Origin of the sequence: Rhodococcus sp. NPDC077669 (assembly GCF_040686915.1) — a bacterium.
GTDB classification, from domain to species: Bacteria; Actinomycetota; Actinomycetes; order Mycobacteriales; family Mycobacteriaceae; genus Rhodococcoides; species Rhodococcoides fascians.
The window spans coordinates 192,433-213,956 of sequence record NZ_JBFBMD010000005.1 but is presented as its reverse complement, the minus strand read 5'-3'; the positions used below and the strand labels follow the sequence as shown (position 1 = coordinate 213,956).

The 21,524-nt window shown below is 64.3% G+C and carries 24 protein-coding genes and 2 tRNA genes; 11 read left to right on the top strand and 15 right to left on the bottom strand.

What is annotated here, in order from left to right:
- Window positions 1-125 precede the first annotated feature (125 nt).
- Together AB0P23_RS08805 and AB0P23_RS08800 are read left to right on the top strand one after the other, a co-directional pair.
- Complete coding sequence (locus AB0P23_RS08805; RefSeq protein ID WP_027494766.1) at window positions 126-329, top strand: DUF3072 domain-containing protein; 204 nt, start codon at window positions 126-128, stop codon at window positions 327-329.
- Between the two features lie 292 nt (window positions 330-621).
- Window positions 622-1,668, top strand: a complete 1,047-nt coding sequence (locus AB0P23_RS08800) for an alpha/beta hydrolase family protein (RefSeq protein WP_363797334.1) — start codon at window positions 622-624, stop codon at window positions 1,666-1,668.
- Here the strand turns inward: AB0P23_RS08800 and hisC are convergent.
- Window positions 1,657-2,712 carry a histidinol-phosphate transaminase gene (gene hisC / locus AB0P23_RS08795; protein WP_032401170.1) on the bottom strand — a complete coding sequence of 352 codons (1,056 nt, stop codon included), beginning with the start codon at window positions 2,710-2,712 and terminating at the stop codon, window positions 1,657-1,659. The two genes, AB0P23_RS08800 and hisC, sit on opposite strands and share 12 nt — an antisense overlap.
- Before the next feature lie 96 nt (window positions 2,713-2,808).
- Between hisC and AB0P23_RS08790 the strand changes: the two genes are divergently transcribed.
- The 5 genes from AB0P23_RS08790 to AB0P23_RS08770 all read left to right on the top strand — a co-directional run bounded on the left by AB0P23_RS08790 (window position 2,809) and on the right by AB0P23_RS08770 (window position 5,166).
- Window positions 2,809-3,573, top strand: a complete 765-nt coding sequence (locus AB0P23_RS08790; protein ID WP_032374149.1) for a dienelactone hydrolase family protein — start codon at window positions 2,809-2,811, stop codon at window positions 3,571-3,573.
- Window positions 3,574-3,696: 123 nt separating this feature from the next.
- A tRNA-Ser gene (locus AB0P23_RS08785) sits at window positions 3,697-3,786 on the top strand.
- 55 nt (window positions 3,787-3,841) lie between these two features.
- Window positions 3,842-3,914, top strand: a tRNA-Arg gene (locus tag AB0P23_RS08780).
- Between the two features lie 237 nt (window positions 3,915-4,151).
- Window positions 4,152-4,799 (top strand): hypothetical protein, encoded by a 648-nt coding sequence (locus AB0P23_RS08775; RefSeq protein ID WP_155288754.1) that lies wholly within the window; start codon window positions 4,152-4,154, stop codon window positions 4,797-4,799.
- 61 nt (window positions 4,800-4,860) lie between these two features.
- Window positions 4,861-5,166, top strand: a complete 306-nt coding sequence (locus AB0P23_RS08770) for a hypothetical protein (RefSeq protein ID WP_032374066.1) — start codon at window positions 4,861-4,863, stop codon at window positions 5,164-5,166.
- Window positions 5,167-5,429: 263 nt separating this feature from the next.
- Here the strand turns inward: AB0P23_RS08770 and AB0P23_RS08765 are convergent, their stop codons facing one another.
- The 3 genes from AB0P23_RS08765 to AB0P23_RS08755 form a co-directional block, all read right to left on the bottom strand.
- Window positions 5,430-5,987, bottom strand: a complete 558-nt coding sequence (locus AB0P23_RS08765; RefSeq protein WP_032374064.1) for a hypothetical protein — start codon at window positions 5,985-5,987, stop codon at window positions 5,430-5,432.
- A 224-nt stretch (window positions 5,988-6,211) separates the two neighbouring features.
- Entirely contained in the window at window positions 6,212-6,505 is a 294-nt protein-coding gene (locus AB0P23_RS08760; protein ID WP_027494752.1) for a hypothetical protein, read from the bottom strand.
- 36 nt (window positions 6,506-6,541) lie between these two features.
- Window positions 6,542-6,685 (bottom strand): hypothetical protein, encoded by a 144-nt coding sequence (locus AB0P23_RS08755; RefSeq protein WP_167325892.1) that lies wholly within the window; start codon window positions 6,683-6,685, stop codon window positions 6,542-6,544.
- A 119-nt stretch (window positions 6,686-6,804) separates the two neighbouring features.
- On the opposite strand from AB0P23_RS08755, the gene AB0P23_RS08750 reads away from it, so the two are divergent.
- Together AB0P23_RS08750 and AB0P23_RS08745 are read left to right on the top strand one after the other, a co-directional pair.
- Complete coding sequence (locus AB0P23_RS08750; RefSeq protein WP_027494751.1) at window positions 6,805-7,059, top strand: hypothetical protein; 255 nt, start codon at window positions 6,805-6,807, stop codon at window positions 7,057-7,059.
- Between the two features lie 52 nt (window positions 7,060-7,111).
- Window positions 7,112-7,891, top strand: coding sequence for a hypothetical protein (locus tag AB0P23_RS08745; RefSeq protein ID WP_052062988.1), 780 nt, complete (start codon window positions 7,112-7,114; stop codon window positions 7,889-7,891).
- Window positions 7,892-7,954: 63 nt separating this feature from the next.
- On the opposite strand, the gene AB0P23_RS08740 is transcribed toward AB0P23_RS08745, so the two are convergent.
- From AB0P23_RS08740 to AB0P23_RS08725, 4 genes are all read right to left on the bottom strand, one after another.
- Window positions 7,955-8,731: a glucose 1-dehydrogenase gene (locus tag AB0P23_RS08740; RefSeq protein WP_094621255.1), complete on the bottom strand. Its 777-nt coding sequence runs from the start codon at window positions 8,729-8,731 to the stop codon at window positions 7,955-7,957.
- 85 nt (window positions 8,732-8,816) lie between these two features.
- Window positions 8,817-10,235, bottom strand: coding sequence for an NAD(P)/FAD-dependent oxidoreductase (locus AB0P23_RS08735; RefSeq protein WP_032374238.1), 1,419 nt, complete (start codon window positions 10,233-10,235; stop codon window positions 8,817-8,819).
- The gene (locus AB0P23_RS08730) at window positions 10,232-12,079 is read right to left on the bottom strand and encodes a DUF3556 domain-containing protein (RefSeq protein WP_363797282.1); all 1,848 of its coding nucleotides are present in this window, start codon (window positions 12,077-12,079) and stop codon (window positions 10,232-10,234) included. Before AB0P23_RS08730 ends, AB0P23_RS08735 begins: the two co-directional genes overlap by 4 nt.
- Window positions 12,080-12,276: 197 nt before the next feature.
- Window positions 12,277-13,560: a helix-turn-helix domain-containing protein gene (locus tag AB0P23_RS08725; protein WP_283316514.1), complete on the bottom strand. Its 1,284-nt coding sequence runs from the start codon at window positions 13,558-13,560 to the stop codon at window positions 12,277-12,279.
- 94 nt (window positions 13,561-13,654) lie between these two features.
- On the opposite strand from AB0P23_RS08725, the gene AB0P23_RS08720 reads away from it, so the two are divergent.
- Window positions 13,655-15,145 (top strand): AMP-binding protein, encoded by a 1,491-nt coding sequence (locus AB0P23_RS08720; protein WP_363797280.1) that lies wholly within the window; start codon window positions 13,655-13,657, stop codon window positions 15,143-15,145.
- A gap of 45 nt (window positions 15,146-15,190) precedes the next feature.
- Here AB0P23_RS08720 and AB0P23_RS08715 read toward each other — a convergent pair whose 3' ends face one another.
- Entirely contained in the window at window positions 15,191-15,466 is a 276-nt protein-coding gene (locus AB0P23_RS08715; RefSeq protein WP_283316517.1) for a hypothetical protein, read from the bottom strand.
- Between the two features lie 213 nt (window positions 15,467-15,679).
- Window positions 15,680-16,138, bottom strand: a complete 459-nt coding sequence (locus AB0P23_RS08710) for a hypothetical protein (RefSeq protein ID WP_283316519.1) — start codon at window positions 16,136-16,138, stop codon at window positions 15,680-15,682.
- A 112-nt stretch (window positions 16,139-16,250) separates the two neighbouring features.
- Between AB0P23_RS08710 and AB0P23_RS08705 the strand changes: the two genes are divergently transcribed.
- Window positions 16,251-17,126 (top strand): bifunctional methylenetetrahydrofolate dehydrogenase/methenyltetrahydrofolate cyclohydrolase, encoded by an 876-nt coding sequence (locus AB0P23_RS08705; RefSeq protein WP_283316521.1) that lies wholly within the window; start codon window positions 16,251-16,253, stop codon window positions 17,124-17,126.
- On the opposite strand, the gene AB0P23_RS08700 is transcribed toward AB0P23_RS08705, so the two are convergent.
- The 5 genes from AB0P23_RS08700 to AB0P23_RS08680 all read right to left on the bottom strand — a co-directional run bounded on the left by AB0P23_RS08700 (window position 17,096) and on the right by AB0P23_RS08680 (window position 21,472).
- The gene (locus tag AB0P23_RS08700; protein ID WP_283316523.1) at window positions 17,096-17,899 is read right to left on the bottom strand and encodes an IclR family transcriptional regulator; all 804 of its coding nucleotides are present in this window, start codon (window positions 17,897-17,899) and stop codon (window positions 17,096-17,098) included. The two genes, AB0P23_RS08705 and AB0P23_RS08700, sit on opposite strands and share 31 nt — an antisense overlap.
- A 69-nt stretch (window positions 17,900-17,968) precedes the next feature.
- Window positions 17,969-18,661 (bottom strand): GntR family transcriptional regulator, encoded by a 693-nt coding sequence (locus AB0P23_RS08695; protein ID WP_283316526.1) that lies wholly within the window; start codon window positions 18,659-18,661, stop codon window positions 17,969-17,971.
- Window positions 18,662-18,703: 42 nt separating this feature from the next.
- Window positions 18,704-19,855: an aromatic ring-hydroxylating dioxygenase subunit alpha gene (locus AB0P23_RS08690; protein WP_283316527.1), complete on the bottom strand. Its 1,152-nt coding sequence runs from the start codon at window positions 19,853-19,855 to the stop codon at window positions 18,704-18,706.
- A gap of 94 nt (window positions 19,856-19,949) precedes the next feature.
- Entirely contained in the window at window positions 19,950-21,113 is a 1,164-nt protein-coding gene (locus AB0P23_RS08685) for an FAD-dependent oxidoreductase (RefSeq protein WP_196249356.1), read from the bottom strand.
- Window positions 21,110-21,472: a bifunctional 3-phenylpropionate/cinnamic acid dioxygenase ferredoxin subunit gene (locus tag AB0P23_RS08680; RefSeq protein WP_027494739.1), complete on the bottom strand. Its 363-nt coding sequence runs from the start codon at window positions 21,470-21,472 to the stop codon at window positions 21,110-21,112. The genes AB0P23_RS08685 and AB0P23_RS08680 overlap by 4 nt, the downstream gene beginning before the upstream one ends.
- Window positions 21,473-21,524 lie beyond the last annotated feature (52 nt).

Genomic DNA, 21,524 nt, shown 5'->3' with positions numbered 1-21,524 from the left:
TCGACGGATCCTTGAACTGTCAACGAAGTCATTCGCGCGACCGACAGCCGTGCTGAGCAGGGCGGCACCGACATGCGCAGGGTCGACGCGTTTGGAAACCGTCACGAGGGCGTATTTACGAACGTATGAGCGAAAACGAGCAGGTCAACCAGAACCCCGAGAAGGATCCCGACGACTGGGTCACCGGCGACGAGCCGATGACCGGTCCGCAGAAGAGCTACCTGAGCACCCTCGCGCAGGAAGCAGGGGAGGAAGTTCCCGACGACCTGAACAAGGCGCAGGCGTCGGAAATGATCGACAAGTTGCAGGGCGAAACCGGCCGCGGTTGAGCCTGCTCCGCCAGAAGTCCACTCGATGTGACATTGACCCCCGAAAAGTCCACCGAATGTCACGTTGAGTGCCTTCCGAAGCACCTCCCGGCGGCGGCATCCGACCAGGTAGACCGTTATTTCTTCGGTACATGTAACAAAGGATTACGCAGACTTTTGTACGCGGGATTTCGCGGCTACTGTGAGCGGACCCACAGCCCTCGGCGTGTCTGCGTCGCGGTGAGTACGTTGTGGAACGGATGTTGTTTGTGTTGCGCCCGCGAGGGTGCGCCTGGGGAGGATGGCAGATCAGATGCACCGTCGTGTGTTGGCAGCAGCGGGGGCTGCGCTGGCTGTGTCCTTGCTGTCGTCGGGTATCGCCGGAGCGCAGCCGCTTCCGGGTACCGGCAGTGCCGATGGTGGCGGGGCGGCACCTGGCATGCAGGCGCAGTCGTTGCCGACGGCAGCGGCTCGTATCGATCGAGTCGACATGTTGACTCCGCGTCGTGCGGCCGTGTGGGTCGATTCGCCGGCGATGGGTCGGGCGATCCAGGTGCAGGTTCTTCTTCCAGCCGCGCAGGCCGTGTCCCGTCCGACGCTCTACATGCTCGACGGCGTCAGTGCCGGCAAGGAATCCGATTACAAGGAAAGCACCTGGACGCAGAAGACCGACATCGTCGACTTCTTCGCGGACAAGCCGGTCAATGTGGTGTTGCCGGTCGGTGGATCGAGTAGCTACTACACCGACTGGAATGTGCCCGACCCCGTTCTGGGCATCAACAAGTGGGAGACATTTCTGACTGCGGAGTTGCCGCCGCTGATCGACGCGCGGTTCTCCGGTAACGGCACCAATGCCATCGGCGGTGTGTCGATGGGTGCCCAGGCCGCGATGGATCTCATCACGCGTCACCCCGATCTCTACACCGGAGTAGCCGGTTTGAGCGGTTGCTACGACAACTCGCAGAACAACCTCAAGGACGCTGTGCGCGCCACGGTCGCCACCAACGGCGGCAACGCCACCAACATGTGGGGCGAGAACGCCGACGCGAAGTGGATCGAACACGATCCGTCACGCAACGCAGAAGCATTGCGCGGCAAGGACGTCTACGTGTCCGTCGGCACCGGCCTACCCGGCCCGTACGAACTGGGCCCCGGCGGCGGTGGTGTGCAGGAAGCTGCGATGGGCGGACCGCTCGAAGCTGCAGCGCTGTACTGCACCACGCTCTTCGACACACGCCTGCGCTCGATCGACATACCGGCCACCTTCACCTACCGCCCGTACGGCATTCATCAGTGGCCGTACTGGCAGGACGATCTCCGGGAATCCTGGCCGACGCTCGAGCGCGCGCTAGGACTGTAGAGCGAACTTCAGAAACGCGTCGTTCTCGTGCGGGTCGCCGATGGTGACCCGCATTCCGTCGTTTCCGTAGGAACGCAACAACACGCCCTGTTCGGCTGCGCCCGAGGCGAATTCACCCGAACGTTCGCCTAGCGGCAGCCAGATGAAATTGGACTGGGATACGCCCACGTCGTAGCCACCCGAGACCAGGGCGTCGCGCACTCGATCACGTTCGGCGATCAGCGCATCGGTACGAGCCAGTAGCTCGGCCGAGGCTTCGAGCGACGCCAGAGCCGCCTGCTGAGCAATGGTGCTGACTGCGAACGCAATACGAACCTTGGACAGCGCAGTGATCACCTCGGGATCGGCCACCGCGTAGCCCACTCGGAGACCCGCGAGGCCGTACGCCTTCGAGAACGTCCGCAGCACGATCACGTTGCGCCGACCGCGTGCGATCTCCACCCCATCGGTGTGATTGCCTGCCGCGTCGGGCCGGGTGTACTCGAAGTAGGCCTCGTCGAGGACGACGAGGACGTTGGGCGGCACCGCGTCGAGAAAGGCCACGAGCTTGTCGCGCTGAACGACGGTTCCGCTCGGGTTGTTCGGGTTGCAGACGAAGATCAGTCGGGTGCGCTCGGTGATGGCGTCGAGCATTGCGTCGAGATCGTGCACGTGGTCCGAGGTCAGCGGCACTTGAACGGGCGTCGCTCCCGTCACCCGGACGATGATCGGATAGGCCTCGAACGAGCGCCACGCGAAGATCACTTCGTCACCGGGGCCACAGGTAATCTGGACGACCTCCTGGCACAACGCGACCGAGCCATTTCCGGCGGCCACGTTCTCCGGGGCCACTCCGAGCTTCTCCGCCAACGACTCGACGAGCGCTGTCGCGCGGATGTCGGGGTAGCGATTGACGCCGCCGGCGGCTTCCACGATCGCCTCGCGGACACTCGGCAGAGGGCCCTGTGTCGTTTCGTTACTCGCCAGCTTGATCGCACCGGGAAAGCTGCGGCCGGGTACGTAAGCGGGGATGGCGTCGAGGTCGGGGCGGATGTGCACGGTCACGTCAGTCATTATGCGCCGACCCTGTCGGTAAGCGACTTCTGCCTGTCCGCGTCAAAGCTGTGCAGGACGGCCGCGATCGTCCTATCTTCGTACAGTATGTCGGGAACTTTCAGCGACTTCGCAGTCCTTCGGTCCGCCCCCGCGCCCACAGTCGGCGCGGACGACGAGGTGGATACGGCCGCATCGAAACCCGTCTCGCAGGAGAAAGTGCCGTTGACGGCCGTCGAGCCCGATGGGTCACCGCGCGGCGGGATCGTCGTGTTGCACGAGGCCAGGGAGATTCCCGAGTCGCTGAAAGATCTCCTGCGCGCCCTCGCGTTGGAAGGGTGGCTGGCGGTAGCGCCGGACCTGTTCCATCGGGGGCACGGCGACGACAAGGAAGTGTTCGGCGACGACCTCTTCGCAGATTTCGACGCCACCTCCGACTGGCTCGTCCAGCGCGGGGTGTACTCCGATTGCATCGGCGTCATCGGATTCGACGATGCCGGAACGGCCGCGTTGATCGTGGCCACCAGCCGTCCGGTCGGAGCGGCGGTCAGTGTCGCCGCAGCAGGGATCGTGGAGCCGCTCAATTCGGACGCGATCGCTTTGGTCGACGCCGTGCCGAAGTTGCAGGCGCCGTGGCTCGGCCTCTACGGCGAGAACGACCCCCACACCCCACCCGAACACATCGAAGCCCTTCGCGATGCCGCCACGCGCGCCTCAGTGGCCACGAACGTCGTCAGCTACTCCGGTGTGGAGCATCGCGCCGATCATCCTCGGGAACAGCCGGGCAGCAGCGACGACACCGACCCCGCCGAGGCCGCTCTCGTCGATGCGCAGACGCGCATCTTCGACTGGTTCGACAGCTTCATGCGTTGACGAGCAACAAGCATCTTTTACGCGAACGCCGCGCGAACCTGGGGCGTCGACCAGCCGTTTTGCCTTCTGGCCTCAGCCGTGTGTAATCTCTTTCCTCGGCGGTCCGAGAGGGCCGGCAGCCTAGGAGGCGTGCCAGAGCGGCCGAATGGGAGTCACTGCTAATGACTTGACCCTTCACCGGGTCCGGAGGTTCAAATCCTCTCGCCTCCGCCACGCTGATCCGCAAGGATCGGCACGTCGGTTCCTCGGAACCGACACAACTGAACATGCGCCCGTAGCTCAACGGATAGAGCACTTGACTACGGATCAAGAGGTTAGGGGTTCGAATCCCTTCGGGCGCACAGAAGAAAAAGCCCCGAACTGCAGCGATGCAGTTCAGGGCTTTTTCGTCGTATAGGCCAGTGGTTGGCGGCTCGACACCTGCCCGGTGTAGATCTCCGACGACGGGTCCGCATGTGGGATGAACAACGGGGACGCCGGCGAGGGGCGGCCTGGTAGACGGCGTGCAGATCGGTACAAAGCACACCCTTTAGAAACAAACCGGACGTAAGGTGTGCTTGTCTCGCCGAGGAGGGCACGTGAGCGATCGATCAGGCAGAACCGCGACTGTGAGCGAGTCGGATGCTCAGGCTTCGCCGTTGTTCATCCCGCTGTTGTTCATCTCGCTGCTCTTCGTCGGTGCGTTGCCGTTCTACGTTCGGCAACCGGTCGTCGGCGGTGAGTCGGTGTCGGGTCCGGCGTGGTTCGGTGGTGCGCACCTCGGAGAACCAGCAGCCGATGTGTACTGGCTGTGCGCTCTGCCGGTGTGCATCGGGGCCGTCGCGGTCTACTGCGTGTGGAGCGAACGTCGATCGGGCGTCGCCATGCATGTTCGGCTGTGGCTCGTTGCGAGTCTCGGATTGTCGAGTGCAACAGCAGTTTTCGTGCAGAACGGAATGATGTTCTACGTGGGTAACATGACGATTCGAGGATTGTTGCCCTTACTGGCGATATCGATCGCGGTCCTGGTGTGGGGTGTCGGCCTGCGGTCGCGGTTGCTGGTGGCAATCGGTGTTGTCGCCGTCGCTGCGAGTCTGGTGTCCAACCTCTACAACGTCGAGAATCTCGTGCCGCGGGAGTGGGCACTGGACCCCCGCTTCGGTCTGTGGCCGAACATCGTGCTGACCGCAGCGGTGTTCGCGGTCGGAGCAGTGGGGTCGGGGTTTGCCGAACGGTCCAGGCGGTAAAGCCTGCAACGCAGCGTGACCCGGGCGATGGGGGTCGTCGCCGGCGGTGGACACTGGCAGGATGGCCAGCCCAGGTGACCCGAAGTCGGTGTGGACGACAGTCTCGGTGATCGTCGGCACCGTGGCAGCAGGCGTCGTAGTCGCCGGTCCTCTCCACGATCCGCAACCCGACGCCGTGTCGATACCCGGCTGTGCGGAGGTAGTCCAGCCCGAGGACATGCAGAGAATCAACTACGCCATTGTCGGACCGGATTCCGCCCCGGCTGGGTTCGACGCTTCGGCCAAGTCGGCCGCTTTGGCGCGAGCCTTCCCCACCGATCTGCCGGTCCATGTTTGGCCGGCTACGTCGATGAGCGTCGGACACTGAGTGACGGCACAGTCGTCGATCTGAGATCATCCGAAAGAGGCAGTCGCGTAGAGGTATACGGGACCGACGGCAGCATCGTCGATGTATCCGCCGACCCCGTGTTGACGGTCCAGCAAGTGACCGACATCGCGATGACGCCCGGTCTTCGCTGGAATTTCTAGGCCCCCTTGACCGCCGTACCTTGCACGCCGGTGTCGGCACTGCCCCAACAAGTCCGACCCCGCCGCAGTGTCTGCGACGGGGTAGGGCACATGCGCGTGTATCTACGCGCGGGCGACCAGCTTTCCTGCGATTCCCGACAAGATTTCGGTCGGCCTCTGCTGCTCACCCTGCTGAGCACCCAGCACCACGAGGGTTCCGGTCAGGACCGGCAATGCCCACTGGAGGTACTTCAGTTGCTTCTGTGCTGCGGCGGCCTCGCGTGGGGTAGCTGCTGACGGCTCGGTTGCCGAATCGATCGAATGACCCTGAGCCTTGGTCGTTTTCGCGCCGAGGACACCGCTGTACGCGGTGGCGGCGAGGGCGGCCCCGGTAACGGCGATCTTGAAGTTGGTGTTGGCGGTAACACCCTGCTGATGACGAGCACGACCGCGGTTGGCCATGAGTATGCCTGCGCCGCCGATGAGATGTGCACCGATGGCCGCGGCGTTGACCGGAGCCCATTTCGCCCACCCTGCCGCGGCAACCTGTGCGCGGTCTCGCGGATCCTGCACCGCAGTGGCAGCACCGTTCACGCCCACGGCACCCATGAGCGAGCCGCCGAACCAGGCAGCAGCACCGAGATCGTGTAGCGAACGGATGAGGGTATTTCTGTTGGACATCTGAGGATCCTTCGGTTGTGTGCGCTGCTCCGATCGCGAAACGCGCGATATAACAGAGGTTTTGGCGGCCGCGTGAACGGCTCCTTGTCCATCGGTTACCCGCGTGAGCAGTTTCCACACCTGGGCCCCGCGCCGATTCGCGTTGGAATGCTGGTCGTTCCAGCCCTATTGCGGTCGTACCGGGGGGGGGGCTGAGGCGTGTTCAGGTTCGATGGCGCGAAAAGTTACCCGCCGATCAGAGGCGGCGGGGTGTGCTCGTACATCTCGCTGAACGTAGCGTCGTCCAATGTCATCACGTGATTCGATGCAGTGACGACCATCCAGCTACCCACGTCGGCGATCACGTGCCCGATCCCGACCGCGCCACCGCAGTTGGCCGCGTCGAGTCCCTTGGTCTCGAGCCAGGTCACGACGTCGTCGGCGTTGGTTCCATCGACGCGGACCGCCTCCACCGGAGAACCGGTGTAGGCCTGTGGAGTGGAGCCGGTTCTCCACCGTTCGTAGTTACTGTTCACCACGGATGCGCCCTCCTTGCTCTTCGGCTCCGACGGCGTTCATTGCGCGTCGTCCTCTTCCTCGCCTTCCGCCTGATCCGGTTGCGTGCCGGCGTTCTGCGTGAGGTTGGCCGGGTCCGCATCCGGATCCTGGCCGGGGTCGTATGGGTCCGTCGAATTCTGTGGACTGTTTTCACTGGTCATACTGCAGCTCTACCCGCGCGGAACGTGCTCAATCGGCACTCGGTCGTTTGATTCGATCCGGACCGGATATCTCGATGTCGAGGTAAAGCCACCGACTTCGTCACCCGAAAGGACCGACCGTGAACGACACCGCCGATCGACTGCAAGCTCTGTACGACAGCACCCCCGATGCACGACTCGTTCTGGTGGAGGGCGAACTCGTGCTCGATGTCCCGGAAAAGTCCGGCGACGAGTCGCAGGACGACGTCGCTGTTGTTGTTGTGACCCGAGCAGCGTTGACGGAGCGTCTGCAGGACGCCGGCGGCTTCTCCCGCGCGGCGTTGGAAGACTTCGCCCCGGTCGTCGATGACATCGCTGCAAAGTTGGGCGCATGAGTTACCTGCATTCACCCCGTAGCGAGAACCGACACAGCAGGGGGTGAATTCCATGTCCGTCCTCGATCTCGCGCGACGCAGTCGAGATGCGCAGCGCGCTGACGACAGCAGATTCTCCGAACTCCGCACTGTATCGACGCACTTGCTGGGTCTGCCTTTTCGCGGCCTCTCGGCCGTGCGGAACGCCCGGGCTTTTCATCCGGACGGGGTGAGTTTCAGCGGCTCCCTCGAACGGCTGTTGCCGGACCGATACGGAATCCCGTTGCGTTCCTGCGAGGTGACCGTGCGAATCTCGAAGGGGATCGGTATTCCCGCAGGCCTCCCCGATGTCGCCGGGGTAGCGATCCGGGTCCCACCGCTCGAGGTCGGGGCCACCCCGTGGGATCTGTTGCTCGCCGGCTCGGCGACCGGAGTGGTAGGACGTATGGTGCCGTGGCCGTCGACGTCGTGGAACGACGCGCATCTGTCGTCTCTGATGCCGGTGAAGTACCAGGGCAGGATGTGGTGGTTGCGTGCACGGCTGACCCGCCCGCAGATGAACGGGATGAGCGTCGCGGACGTTCGACAAGCGATCGACGACCACGGTGTGAGCCTGGTTCTCGAACATGCTTGTGGTACAGCTGCGTTCGAGCCACTGGCCGTCGTTCACTCGACGACAATTCTGCAACCGTCCGAAGAGATCGACGCGTTCGATCCGGTGCTGAACAGTCCTGCGTCGGTGCGCCCCCAGCCGGAGTGGCTCCGCAACCTGAGACTGTCGGCGTATCGCAATTCTCGCGCAGGGCGAGGTATCGACAACGTCCGCAGAGGCGACAGAGGACGTCCCACCTGAGTGAACGAAACACATCGGCAAGCCTCTGCCGATGTGTTTCGTCCTCGAACTCCCGTCAGGCGTTCAGAGCAGTGAGCCGACCAGTCCGCCGTCCAGAACGAGGCTGCTCCCCGTGCACCACGACGACTGTTGCGATGCGAAGAACGCGACAGCTGCTGCTACTTCCTCCGGTGTGCCGTAGCGCCCTTGTTTGTCGGCGATGAGGGTGTCGAACCCTCCTTCCGGTAGCCCCAGAGCTGCCTCGAATTCGGGGGCTGCCTTGGTGACCAGGGCGGTGTCGATGAACCCCGGCAGCACAGCGTTGACTCGAACACCCTGCGCTCTGAACTCCGTTGCGGCGGTTTCGGTCAGATTTCTCACCGCGGCCTTGCTGGCGGCGTAGGGCGCGAGCAGCGCCGAACCTGCCGTCGCGGTGATCGAGCTGATGGTGACGATGGAGCCGCCGCCGGATGCTGCGATCGCGGGTGCGGCGTAGCGGATGGTCAGGAACACGCCGTCCAGGTTGACTGCGGTGGTACGCCGCCAATCGGCGTACGACATCTGTGCGATCGCTCTGACTTCGCCGACACCGGCGTTGGGAATTGCTATGTGCAGGTTGCCGAAGTGTTCGACCGTCTGCTCGACGAGAGATCGAACCTGATCCTCGTCGGTGACGTCTGTCGCTACAGCGATCGCACCGTCGATCGAAGACGCCACCTGGCGAGCGGCGTCGAGATCGATGTCGGAGACGACCACCTGTGCACCGTCGGAGGCCAGTCGCCGCGCGATGGCGGCGCCGAGGCCTGCCCCGGCACCGGTGACGAGTGCGACCTTGCCGTGGAGAGATTCGTCGATTGGCATTGTGTTCGGTCCTTCCGTGGGAAAGCAGAGGTGGTGCCTTCTCGCTGACGACAGAGAAGGCGAAAGGTATTGCTGTGTCGTTGTTTCAGCGCTTCAGCAGGTCATCCAGAGCTCGTCGCGCTGCATTCAGTCCCGCCATGCCGTGTGCACCGGGTCCGGGGGGAGTTGCCGCCGAGCAGAGATAGAACCCCGGCGTACCCGTGCGGTACGGGTCTCGGCCGGGCCGTGGTCCGAGGAGCAATTGTGTCGGCGACGACGTACCGCACAGAATGTCGCCGCCGACGAAATTCGCGTTTCCTCCGGCGAAGCTCTGCGGAGACGTGGTGACTGTCTCCACAATTCGCGAACGCAGGCCCGGTGCGAACTGTTCGATGCGGTCGATCACGACGTCGGTGACATCGTGGTCGAGGCCGGCGGGAACATGGGCGTATGCGTACAGCGGTACGACGTCTCCGTCCGCGCGCTGAGGATCTGCGACGAACTGCTGCCCGACGAGGACGAACGGCCGATCGGGCATTCGTCCTGCAGCGACGGCCGCCTCGGCTGCGACGGTGTCCTCGGCGCTACCTCCCACGTGCACAGTGCCGGCCTGTGCGACCCTGGGGTCGGTCCACGGGACTCCACCGCGCACCGCGAGGTCGACCTTGAACGCAGCTGGTCCATGCCGAAACCTGTTGTAGGAGCGACGTGTACGCGTCGTGAGTTCCTGGCCGAGTACGTCGGCCACCACGGACGGCGTCGTGTCGAAGATCGTGATGTCCGACGACGGCAGATCGGCTCGCGAGGCAACCCGCGTCGAGGTCTGCACGGTTGCTCCCAGTTCGATGAGCGCGGAGTGCATCGCCCGTGAGATCGCCGCGGTTCCGCCCTCCGCCACCGGCCATCCGTTGTGGTGTCCCGCGGTCAGGATTCCCACCCCGATGGCGGAGGAGAACACTTCGGTCAACGGCCGCATCGCGTGTGCCGCTGCTCCGACGAACAGTGCCCGCGCCTGCGGTGTGGCGAACGCCCGTGACAACACCGCAGCGGGCAGAGCAGTCGGCGCACCGAATCTCGCCAGCAGCAGTGGATGTCGGGGCAGGTGCACGACCGGTCCGAGAAGGTCTGCGGACAGTCTGTCGTACGACGACGACGGTTGCCCGAACAGTGCCTTCCATCGTTTGCCGTCCGCACCCAGGCCCACAGCAGTCTCGTTTACCGATCGATGGAGCAGCGCTGCCGCGTCGTCGAGAAGCGGATGTGCACAATCGATCTCGGGCCACCGCCACGTCAGTCCGTGTTGCTCGAGACCGGCGAGGGCAGGTGAACCCACCGCCATCGGATGAAAACCGGCACAGTGATCGACGAGCAGATCGACGGTGGTGAAAGGCCGGTGGCTACGGGTGCCGCCGCCGATCTCGCTCTCCGCCTCCAGCACGGTGACGTGTATGCCGTCGCGTGCCAGAGCAAGTGCAGCGGCAAGACCGTTCGGGCCGCTGCCCACTATCGTCGCGGATCGCGTCATGATGTCGATTCTCCAGCACCGGCCGTCGCCGACGACGTCTCCGGTGCCGAGTGTCGAGCGGTTGTCGAGTCTGCGCGACGCCGCCACGTCACCGACATGGGGATGGGGCCGTCGGGTAGCCACGGCTGGGCGGACACCGCGTCGTCGACGTTCCACGTGCCGGTTTCGATCACGCCGAGGGCGGCATCGATGAGTTTGTACGACTGCGTCTTTCGATGGATGGGCTGCGATTCGACCCATGCCACCACGAACTCTCCCGGCTCGAAGTTGCAGCGTCGCTGAATCGCTGCGATGAGGGAGGCGTCGTGCAGGTGGCCGTCGCCGAAGTTGAAGCCGAGAATCGAGTTGCAGGCGAATTCGCCTTCACGCACCGTCCATCGATCGATGTCGGGAACGTTGCGGATCAGAAGCGAGAACAATCCGCGGCCCTGACTGTGCATCGAGCGCCATGCGATGGTCTGTTGCATCGTGATCTCGGCGACGGAAGGCGGGTAACCCATGGCTTCGAGCTGTCGTACCTGATTGCGGGTGGGGCGCACGATCTGATCGAGCTTGTCCTCGGCACCCGGTGCGAACGCCCACAGACCGGAGGCCCAGTTGCCCGCGTACTGGCGCATCGAGGGCGTGAAGGCGACGAGGTCCGGTCGTAGATTGCCCAGAACCGGGAAGAAGAACAAGCACACCAGCGCTGTCGCCACGAACCACGGGGAGGCGTCGAAGATCGAGAATCCCTGTCCTGCAGGGTGTCCGACGAAGAGAAAGACTGCTGCGTAGGCGAACAACAGATTCCACTCCAGCGGCACCGCCAGCGGGAACGTCGAGATGATGAACAGGTGGAATGCCACCATGAGAAGTGCTCCGACGAGTGCGACGGTCGTGTTGGTGGTGAGCAGCAACACGACCGGTACCGCGATCTCGACGGTGGTGCCCAATACGTGCGCGATCAATTTGGCCGTTGCCGAGGGGCGAATGTCGTCCGGGAAATTCCGGTAGTGCTTGCGCCTGGCCCAGCGCGTGGGAATGCAGGGGCTGTTCGAGACCATGGGCGGAACGACGTTGGCGAAATGTGCACCGAATTTCGAGATGCCGGCCCCGACCCACACCGAGAAAATGAGCAGTTTCAGTCCGACCACGAGGTCGACGATGGCGTTGTCACCGAGAATTCCCACGAGACCGAACAGCACTATCGCAGGACCGTACTGCTCGGCGCGGGCAGCGATGAAGATCGTCTTGTCGCGAAGGCCCACAACGATGGTGAGCAAGACCGGCGCGATCGCCCAGCGTGGATCGACGAGGTTGCCGATGCCCTCGGGCAGGATCGAGGCAAATGCACCGGGCGGTGTTCCGGGCACGATGACGGGTACGAACAGACTCACCAGGAGCGCGAGATACAGCACGACGTCCAGCGGCGTCCTGGTGTCACCCGAGGTGAACGGCACCTTACCCGGCCACGGAGGCATCCGAACGGTCCCCGGTTTCGCCCAGAACAGGATTCCGCCTGTCATCGGCTTGAACTTGCCGGCGATCGGTCCCCATGACCCCGCGAGTCCGACGGTTTCGAGCAGCATCGTCCAGTAGACCAACTTCTGGTAGACGATCATGTCGTCCCACCATGTGCCGACGTCCCACGGCATCCCGACGCCGGAAGTCAGTGTCGCCAGGGTCAGACCGATCCCGATGTAGAGCACCAGGAGCTTGACGACATAGGTGGTGGGGATGACCTTCGGCGAGCCGAAGCCGTAGTCGACCCAGTGCAGTGCAAGGGCTTTCACTCGTTCCAGCAGAGGCCGGTCGAGGAAGGTTTCGAGGTCGACAGGAGGAAACTGTCCGTTCTTGAATCCCATGAGTGAGCTTTCTGTAGCGAGCGCTGAGGATGAAGGAGCAGGAGTCGGCCCTGTCGCGCGAGGCGCGGGTCGCGGTGACGCAACCATCGGACTGTGTCCTGCACCACAGAAAGCTACGGGGTCGGTATCGGCGGTCCCAATGGTTCGCCGACCCGAGGCTCACCTCCGTCTTTGTGACGCCGACACAAAGTGCACTCTCAGGAGAGGATCCGAGCCCCGAGCCACTGACATGCGGTGAGGGCAACCTCGACGGCGAGCCGGTCGTCGGACAGTGGCCGGGGGAGCAGCTTCTCGGCGTTGTCGACGCGGTAGCGAATCGAGTTCTTGTGCATCGTCATCACCGCAGCCGCGGCGGAGAGGCTCCGCTCGCATGCGAGGTAGACCCGCAACGTGGTGCGCAATCGTTCGGCATGTGTGGTGTCGGCGGCCAACTGCGGTCCCAGGACGGTCAGGACCCAGGCCTGCAGTGCCGACGGGTCGCGAGCGCACAGGTCCACCACGGCCAACCCGGGGTCGTCGTAGCGTTCGATCGTTCGTCCTCGGCCACCCAGAACCGCCACGTGATGGGCGCGCTGAGCCTGCCGGTGGGATGTGACGAACCCGGCCGCGTCGAGCCCGATGGCCCCGGCCGCCAACAGGGGTGCGTCCTCGGTCCGCGGTCGAGTGTTGATGCGATCGAGAACGACGGCGAGATCTGTGTCGTTCGATGGAATCTGTATCCATCCCCACGCGGTTGCGCCGTCGCGTCCGACCACCAGGGGAGGGGCTGGACTGTCCAAGTCCGTCGCCAGAGCGCGAATGGTGGTGGTGAACCTGCGCATCCGGTCGACACGAACGGCGGACTCGCCGACCCAGGCCACGACGGCCAGGTGTCGTCCGCGCAGTCGGTACCCGGTCACTCGCTCGACGACGTCCGTCGACCCCTTGCCGTTCAGGAGATCGAGTACTGCATCGAGTCGAGCATTCTCGCGATCCGCCAGCCAGGACTCTCGTTCGGTCTCGTACACCGCGACCACCCGTTGCGAGATCCAGTCGATGTAGTCGAAGACCGAATCGACGATCACGCGGTGCGCCTCCATCCGGACCGGGTCCGGCGCGTGCAGCGACATCGAGGTCTCGAACGCTCGATCGAGCAGAAATTGCTGGCCGAGTCGATAGGCACGAACCAGGGCATTGACCGGGACGCCCCACTGAGCCAGGCGGCGCGCGTATTCGATGGCCGCCGCCGGCGGCTCGAATCCGGCACCACCGATGTCGTGCTGCAGGGCGTGCAGAATCGTGTCGACGTTGCCCTCGATACTCGATCCCAGCAGCTCGATCAACGACGGTTCGTTGTTCAGTTCCGTGATGCGCGACGCGAGTGTCGTGCGCATCTGCGCCACCACATCTGCCAGCCGGGCATTGAGGTGCGCGGCAACCGCGGCCACGTGAGTGCGCACCGCCTCGGCGGAGGTAGGCGAGATGTCGGCAGGTGTCGGCACGGGTGTTCCTTTACTTTTCGGGCTACAAATAATCCGCGGCTTTTGTGCTGCTGGACCGAAGTCTTTCAAACAGGCAGACCGTAACCTACGTCACATGCTGCCAATTCTCGACGCCTCCTCGCCGGTTCTGCAGGCCATGTACCGCCGCATCGACAACGACCCGGACGGCGCGTGTCTGTCCGACGACTCCACTCGGTTGAGCAATGCCGAGTTCGGGCTCGACGTCGACTCGGTTGCCGCCGAACTCATCGACGCGGGGGTGGGAGCGGGTGATGTGGTTGCAGTCTTGCTTCCGAATCGCATCGACATCATCACCACGATGTTCGCGGCATGGGTGCTGGGAGCAACGTTGACTCCCGTCAATCCCGCGCTCACCGACGACGAGGTGCGCTATCAACTCGAGGACTCGACCGCCCGCGTGCTCGTCGGTAGCGAGCGAGCCTGCACTCTCGGCCGCGCACAGGGTATTTCGTTCATAGACGTGGATTCCCGCGCCCGTCGTCCGCGGTTGCCGCAGATCGACGGCACGCATCGTGGAACGGGGCCCGTCGACAGCTCGGCACCGGCCTTGATCGTCTACACCTCGGGAACGACGGGGCGGCCGAAAGGCTGTGTGCTGACTCATCGCAACGTCGATCGGATGAGTGCCGCGATCGTCGCTGCGTGCGAACTGACCGATGCCGACACCAGTTTGTTGGTGCTTCCGCTCTTTCACTGCAACGGACTCGTCGTCGGCACAGTTGCTCCGCTACGAGCCGGCGGTCGTGTGCACGTCGCGCCTCGTTTTTCGCCGGACACGTTCTGGGACAACGTGGAGACTGTCCGGCCCACCTACTTCTCTGCAGTGCCCACCATGTACTCACTGTTGGCGGACCGCGGCTCGACCGACCGCGACATCTCGTCGCTTCGATTCGTCATCTGTGGAGCAGCGCCCATGCCTGCCGGCCTGATCGCGTCGTTCGAATCGATCTTCGGCGTGCCGGTCGTCGAAGGGTACGGCCTGTCGGAATGCACTGTGGCGGCAACGATCAACCCGCCGAACGGGATTCGAAAGCCGGGCACCGTCGGCATCGCGCTCCCCGGTATCGACATTGCGATCGATACACCCGATGGTCCGAGCACCGTGCCCGGCCGGACCGGTGAAGTGTTGGTCAGTGGAGAGACGATCATGCAGGGATACCTGGGCCTGCCGGACGTGACCGCGAAGACCATTCGAGAGGGGTGGTTGCACACCGGCGACATCGGAGTCCTCGACGAGGACGGCTATCTCGTCTTGGTGGATCGACTCAAGGACATGATCATTCGCGGCGGCGAGAACATCGCGCCGAGCGAAATCGAACACGTCCTGCAATCCCATCCCGACGTGCTGGAAGTGGCCGTCGTCGGCGAGGCGCATCCGGTCTACGGGGAGGTGCCCGTCGCGCACGTCGTTGCACGAGCCGGTCGCAGGATCTCGGTCGACGACCTGGACGCGCACTGCGCTCAGAGCCTGGCCAAGTTCAAGCGACCGACTCGGACAGTCGTCCACGACGCCCTACCGAAGAACTCCGTCGGAAAGATCGTTAAGAAGGAGCTCGGCGCGTAGTCCTATACGGCCTTTTTCGTCGCTACCGGGTCGGGACGGCCGCGATCACATGGACGACGCCAAGTAGGTCAGGAACACGACAAACAATCCGATGCCACCGAGCGCCGCACCGATCATCGCGTCGCGACCGTTGGACGCGTCGCCCTCGACTGCACGGCCGAGACCGATCCAGCCACTGACAACCGCTACCACTCCGGCCGGGATGGTCACGAAGTCTCCGACGAACGGCACGAACGCACAGACGACTGCGACGATGCCCGCAATCAACGCCAGGTTTCCGGCACCGTCGCGGAACATCGATCGAGAAGGGGACTTTCGCATCACCGGCACTCCTTCTCGCATGCAGTGCGGCAGCACCACCCCACCTGTTCTTCTGCGGGTGACCGGCAACGACGCCTCCATAGTAGAGACTCGATCACCTCTTCATCGGCGACGGTCGGTCGGATTTCACCGGCACGTGGTGGGAGTCGCGGCCAGTTGTATGCGCTGTGCCGTCGGGCAATCGCCGTCGAGCCTCGCACCTGACCCGAGTGGTCAGGGGGTGGGCGTGCTTCTGCGGACTCGGTGGTTGTGCCATGCCTGCGCCGCCAGGGGCACCCCGACAGCGCCGACACAGACGACCGGCAACGCAAAGAACCACGGTACGGATGCGCTCTTCGCGGCCACTGCGATTCCGAAAACGACCATCGGTAGTCCAAAGGTATCCAGTAGGTCTACCCGACGGGGTTCGACCGGCGGCCGACCGAGCCAGGGAATCCGTCGGCCCGTGTTCTCCCGCATTGTTCGTCGCGTGGACGCAACGATGAGCGCCGCGCCGATGGCGGATGCACAGACCCCTGCGACGACCATCCAGGACTGTCCGTCCTCGACGAGAATCGCCGTCAGAACGAGTGCTGCAAGGACGATGCGCGCACCCCACACCTTCCATCGAGGTGCGGCCTCGCGCTCGTCGTACCGCACGTCGACCGGCCGCATCGGCTGCAGGGGCTCCATGTCTCGACCCTCCCATACAGCGGCTCTTGACCGGTTGCTGCGACTCGCCGTATCCTGACCGACAGTTGATATATCAGAACCTGGCGGCACGCCGAACCGAGGAATCGAAAGTATGACCACAGCGCTCAAGATCGACGGAACGGCGGTCAGCGGAATCGTCAAGGACGATCTGCGATACCGCGTCGAACGGCTCGGCCAGCAGGGGATTCGGCCCGGCCTGGGCACGATTCTGGTGGGCGACGATCCGGGCAGCCGTTCGTATGTCGCGGCGAAGCATCGCGACTGCGCGGAGGTGGGACTGCATTCGATTCAGGTTCGGCTGCCTGCGTCCGCGAGTCAGCAGGAGATCGAAGATGCCGTGCACGCTCTCAACGAGGATCCCGAGTGCACCGGGTTCATCGTTCAGTTGCCGCTGCCCTCGCACATCGACACCCATCGGGTGATCGAGCTGATCGATCCTCGCAAGGATGCCGACGGGCTGCACCCGACCAATTTGGGGCGGCTCGTACTCGGCATGGACGGGCCGCTGCCCTGCACCCCACGCGGGATATTGGAACTGCTTCGCCACCATGATGTTCCGATCACCGGTGCTCGCTTCTGCATCATCGGATGTGGAATCACGGTGGGTCGTCCGCTCGGCTTGATGCTGACGCGTCGCAGCGAACACGCAACTGTGACCATGTGCCACGAGGCGACGGTGGACACCGCCGCGCACACTCGGGCCGCCGACGTGGTCATCGCAGCGGCGGGCGTTGCGCATCTGGTTCAGCCTGACTGGATCAGTGCCGGAGCCACGGTGTTGTCGGTGGGGATCACCCGCACCGTCGAGGGAATACTGGGCGACGTGCACCCCGGCGTCGAGCACATTGCGGGGCGGCTCAGTGGAGCGACAGGCGGCGTCGGGCCGATGACCAGGGCGATGCTGCTGACGAACGTGGTGGAGTGTGCTGAGGCTGCTCAGGCCGAGGGGATGAAGGACTCTCGGTAGCCCATCTTCTCGCTGATCTCCGCGGCGGCGGCCAGCACGTCGGGGACGATGGCCCGCATTCTCGTTTCGTCGAAGCGGTAGACCGGTCCCGAGATGCTCAGTGCGGCGGTCGTCTTGCCGGTGTAGTCGAGAATCGGGGCGGCGATGGCGTTGAGTCCGGTCTCGAACTCTTCGACGACGACGGCGTATCCGAGGGATACCGCAGCGTCGAGTTCGGCGGTGAGACCGGCTTTGGTGGTGAGCGTGTGTTCGGTGAATCGGTGCAGGTCGAGTCCGTCCACGACGTCCTGACGCGTATCCGAGTCGAGTGCAGCCAGCAACACCTTGCCGCTCGCGGTGGCGTGCAGCGGCGTCTGCTCCCCGATCCAGTTGTGGGTTCCCACCGAACTCGGCCCGCGGGCCTGGTCCAGATGGACCGCTGTATTGGACCGCAGCACAGCGATATTCACTGTTTCGCCGAGCTTGCCGGCGAGGCGTTCACACACCGCATGGCCGTATTCGGTGATCTCCAGACGCTCGGGCACGGCCGCAGCGAGCCGGAGGACTCCGAGGCTGAGCCGGTACTTGCCGCGATTGTGCGTCTGCATCACCATGTCGTGTTCTTCCAGCGACGCCAGCAGGCGTGACACCGTGGACTTGTGCACACCGATCTCGGTGGCGATGGCGCTCACGCCCGCCTCTCCGAGTCGTGCCACGACCTCGAGCACCCGAAACGCGCGGTCGACGGACTGGACGCCACCCTCGGGGGCACGTGTCGAATCGTCGCTGGCCACCCCCGCGACTATACGTAACAGGCACTTGGCCGTGGTGTTGCCCCTCGGGGCGTGGCCCCGGCCGGCGATCTAAATTACGGCGCGGACTGCGTCGTCGAACTCGGTCACGTGTGCTCGAGCGATGGCCGCGGCCTTCTCGGCGTCCCCGGCCGCGATGGCGCGCAGCAGCTCGGTGTGCGTTCCCACGTGGTCGGCGAGAGGGGGCAGTCGATCCATGAACAACCAGAAGATTCGCGTCGCGAGATTGTTGTAGCGGATCAACGCGTCTTCGAGAACCGGGTTCGCCGCCAGCCGGTAGACGGTGCGATGCACTTCGGCGTCCCAGTTGATCAGGTCGTGTTGGCTCGGCGGCGTCGCCTCGAACTTTTCGGTCCGGTCGGCCATGCCCAACAGAACTTGGCGTTGGGTTGCGGTGGCCGCAGTGGCGGCCTTGGCGGCCGCCAGTGGCTCGAGCCGCTGGCGGATTTCGGAGATGTCGCCCAGATCGGCGACGTCGATGGCCGTGGCGAAAGTGCCACGGCGGGCGTGCGAGATGACGAGGCGCTCGTACTCGAGCCGTTTGAGAGCTTCCCGTACCGGCGTGCGTCCGACGCCCAGCTCGGCGGACAAGGCCGATTCGACGACGGCCTCACCCGGCTTGATGGTCAGCATGATCAGTTTGTCGCGGATAGCCGAGTAGGCGACGTCCGCCATCGTCGCTCCTGGTTCGCCGGGCACCCCCGACGAACCCGGGGTGCCCGGCGACGTGACCTCGACACTCATGGTTACCGATCCTATCGGCACCGAGTGCGGAGCAGCGTGCGTTCAGGCCTCGATGCGGTTCTTCAGCCAGTCGTGGAAGATGCCGATGTGGTGTTCGCTGCCCACCAGTACTCCGCCGTCGCGGTACTTGCGTGAGCTCATGGCGGGCTGGCAGCGTTCGCACGCCTCGAAATCCTGCAGATTGACGCGGTGGAACAACTCCACCGAGTGCTGCAGGTCCCGACCCGAGGCGACGACACCGGGCAAGTACAGCCAATCGCATTCCACCAGAGTGTGATCGGGGGCAAGTGGATACATTCGGTGGATGATCACGTGATCCGGGACGAGGTTGACGAACACCTGTGGCCGGACGGTGATGGCGTAGTAGCGTCGGTCCTGTTCGGGTGCGATTCCGGGAATGGAGTCGTGTCCCTCGGAACCGTCGAGCGTGAATCCCTTGACGGATTCCCCGAATTCGGCTCCGTGGCCCACGTAGTACTGGGCGGCGTAACCGTCGGCGAATTCGGGAAGTACCTCGGTCAGCTCGGGGTGGATGGTGGCGCAGTGGTAGCACTCCATGAAGTTCTCGATGATGAGCTTCCAGTTGGCCTTGACGTCGTAGCTCACGCGTCGGCCGAGGCCCAGGTCTTCGATCTTGTAGCGATCGATCGACTCCACGTCGCCGAGTCGATCGCGGATGTCCTGCACGACAGTGGTGTCGAAGGAGGCCGGATTGTCGCTGAGATTGACCCAGACGTACCCGAGCCATTCCTCGACCGACACCGGTGACAGGCCGTAACGAACCCGGTCGATGTCGGGCATCTTGGTGAGATTCGGTGCTGCGATGAGCTTTCCGTCGAGGTCGTAGGTCCACGCGTGGTACGGACACTGGAACGATCGCTTGACCTCGCCCTTGTCCTCCATGCAGATTCGAGCACCGCGGTGCGCGCACACGTTCAGGTAGGCCTTGATCGCCCCGGTTCGGGTGCGCGTCACGATGACGCTTTCGCGCCCGATCTGCACGGTGCGGAAGGCACCGGGCTTGTCCAGATCGGCGGCACGGACCGCGCAGATCCACAGTTCCTCGAAGATCTTCTCCTGCTCGAGCTCGAAGATGGCCGGATCGGTGTAGTAGCGACCGGGAAGGGTGGAGATGAGGCTTTCGGGCAGGGGAAGGGAGGTTGCGGGCGGCGTGGTGTCGGGAATGGTGGTCAAGGGGTCCTCCGTACGTGGCCGATCTTGTGGATCGGTGACGAGACGTCAACTGGGGTAATGGAATACGACGGGTGGAGCAGCGGCCTGGGTGATTTCAGACCGCGCGAGCGGGAGCCGAGAGCTGTCGGCGCCAGCGGGTGAACAATCGAACTTGATTGACACCGAGTACACCGACCGGAAGTCCGTCGGATCGATACACGGCGAGGAAACTCCCGAGTTCGGGCGAACCCTCTTCGATGGTGCATTCACTGTCCGGTCCGGCGGTGCCGGCGAACTGAATACGTGACCCGTACTGGTCGGACCAGAAATACGGAGGTTTGACGTGTTGGCCGCCGTAACTGCCCGAGAGCAGGGTGGCCGCTGCAACGGTGGGTCGTTCGGACGCCCCGGCCCAATGCTCGACGCGTCGGTGGACGCCGGTCGAATCCAGCCATGCGGCGCAGTCGCCGACCGCGACCACTCCGGGTACGGCGGTCGCGCCGCCGCCGTCGCACAGGATTCCGTTGCCCAGCGCGAGTCCGCTGGTGCCGAGCCAGTCGATGTTCGGAATCCCGCCGATGCCGACAACTACGACGTCGGCGTCGAGGAGTCGGCCGTCCGCGAGTCGAACGCCCGTCACTCGGTCGGTGCCGGTCAGGCCGTCGACGGCGATTCCGCAGATCAACGTGGTGCCGTTGTCGCGGTGCAGATTGCCCACCGCGCTACCCAATCGTGCGCCGAGTGGCCCGGCGAGCGGTGACGGGGCGGCTTCGACGACGGTGACCTCGAGGCCCAACTTCCTTGCGGTGGAAGCTACTTCGGCTCCGATGAAGCCTGCGCCGATGACGACGAGACGTGCGCCGGGCGTGAGATCTGCACGCAGCCGGTCGGCGTCGTCGATCGTACGCAATACGTGCACACCGGCGAGGTGATCGGTACCGGGAAGCGATCGCGCGCGTGAGCCGGTGGCGAGGACGACGCCGTCGGAGGTCAGCTCGGCACCGTCGTCGAGGGTGACGGTGCGACGCGATGGATCGAGGGCGGTGGCCGTGCGGCCCAGAATCCAGGTGGCGTCGAGGTTTTCGTCGTCGGGTTCGAGGGCGAGAGTGCTCACGTCCACGTCGCCGGCGAGGTATTCCTTCGACAGGGGAGGGCGGTCGTAGGGTCGATGGCTCTCGGCACCGACGATGGTGACGGAGCCGTCGAACCCGGCCGCCCGCAGTGCACGCGCGGAGCACAGGCCTGCCAGGGAGGCTCCGACGATGGTGACGCTCTTCATGAATGTCCCTCGGCGGCCAATCGGCTGCGAACGTCGGGCGGAAGATTGGGGGCCGCGGTGCTCAGCTCGACGTAGACGACGCCGTCCTCGACGACGACAGTGTGCGTGCGGACAGGCAACTTGGCGGGCGGAGCGTCGACAGCACCGGTACGCAGGTCGAAGGTGGACGCGTGGAGCGGGCATTCGACCGCGCACCCTTCGAGCCAGCCGTCGGCGAGCGACGCGTCCTGATGCGTACAGGTGTCATCGATCGCGAACAGCTCACCGTCCTCGGTGTGGAACACCGCCACCGGAGGGGTGGTGTCGACGCGCAGAGCTTCGCCGCCGGGGAGATCGGCCAAGGAACACACCTTGAGCATTCGGATCCTTTCTGTATCGCTATGCGGAACACGTCTTACTTCCCGCAACAAC

Coding starts and splice junctions, on each gene's coding strand:
- AB0P23_RS08805 (WP_027494766.1), top strand. CDS start 126: ATGAGCGAAAACGAGCAGGTCAACCAGAACCCCGAGAAGGATCCCGAC.
- AB0P23_RS08790 (WP_032374149.1), top strand. CDS start 2,809: ATGTCGGGAACTTTCAGCGACTTCGCAGTCCTTCGGTCCGCCCCCGCG.
- AB0P23_RS08770 (WP_032374066.1), top strand. CDS start 4,861: ATGGCCAGCCCAGGTGACCCGAAGTCGGTGTGGACGACAGTCTCGGTG.
- AB0P23_RS08685 (WP_196249356.1), bottom strand. CDS start 21,113: ATGAAGAGCGTCACCATCGTCGGAGCCTCCCTGGCAGGCCTGTGCTCC.
- AB0P23_RS08740 (WP_094621255.1), bottom strand. CDS start 8,731: ATGCCAATCGACGAATCTCTCCACGGCAAGGTCGCACTCGTCACCGGT.
- AB0P23_RS08765 (WP_032374064.1), bottom strand. CDS start 5,987: ATGTCCAACAGAAATACCCTCATCCGTTCGCTACACGATCTCGGTGCT.
- AB0P23_RS08680 (WP_027494739.1), bottom strand. CDS start 21,472: ATGCTCAAGGTGTGTTCCTTGGCCGATCTCCCCGGCGGCGAAGCTCTG.
- AB0P23_RS08715 (WP_283316517.1), bottom strand. CDS start 15,466: ATGCGAAAGTCCCCTTCTCGATCGATGTTCCGCGACGGTGCCGGAAAC.
- AB0P23_RS08710 (WP_283316519.1), bottom strand. CDS start 16,138: ATGGAGCCCCTGCAGCCGATGCGGCCGGTCGACGTGCGGTACGACGAG.
- AB0P23_RS08705 (WP_283316521.1), top strand. CDS start 16,251: ATGACCACAGCGCTCAAGATCGACGGAACGGCGGTCAGCGGAATCGTC.
- AB0P23_RS08755 (WP_167325892.1), bottom strand. CDS start 6,685: ATGACCAGTGAAAACAGTCCACAGAATTCGACGGACCCATACGACCCC.
- AB0P23_RS08735 (WP_032374238.1), bottom strand. CDS start 10,235: ATGACGCGATCCGCGACGATAGTGGGCAGCGGCCCGAACGGTCTTGCC.
- AB0P23_RS08720 (WP_363797280.1), top strand. CDS start 13,655: ATGCTGCCAATTCTCGACGCCTCCTCGCCGGTTCTGCAGGCCATGTAC.
- AB0P23_RS08800 (WP_363797334.1), top strand. CDS start 622: ATGCACCGTCGTGTGTTGGCAGCAGCGGGGGCTGCGCTGGCTGTGTCC.
- AB0P23_RS08695 (WP_283316526.1), bottom strand. CDS start 18,661: ATGAGTGTCGAGGTCACGTCGCCGGGCACCCCGGGTTCGTCGGGGGTG.
- AB0P23_RS08745 (WP_052062988.1), top strand. CDS start 7,112: ATGTCCGTCCTCGATCTCGCGCGACGCAGTCGAGATGCGCAGCGCGCT.
- AB0P23_RS08730 (WP_363797282.1), bottom strand. CDS start 12,079: ATGGGATTCAAGAACGGACAGTTTCCTCCTGTCGACCTCGAAACCTTC.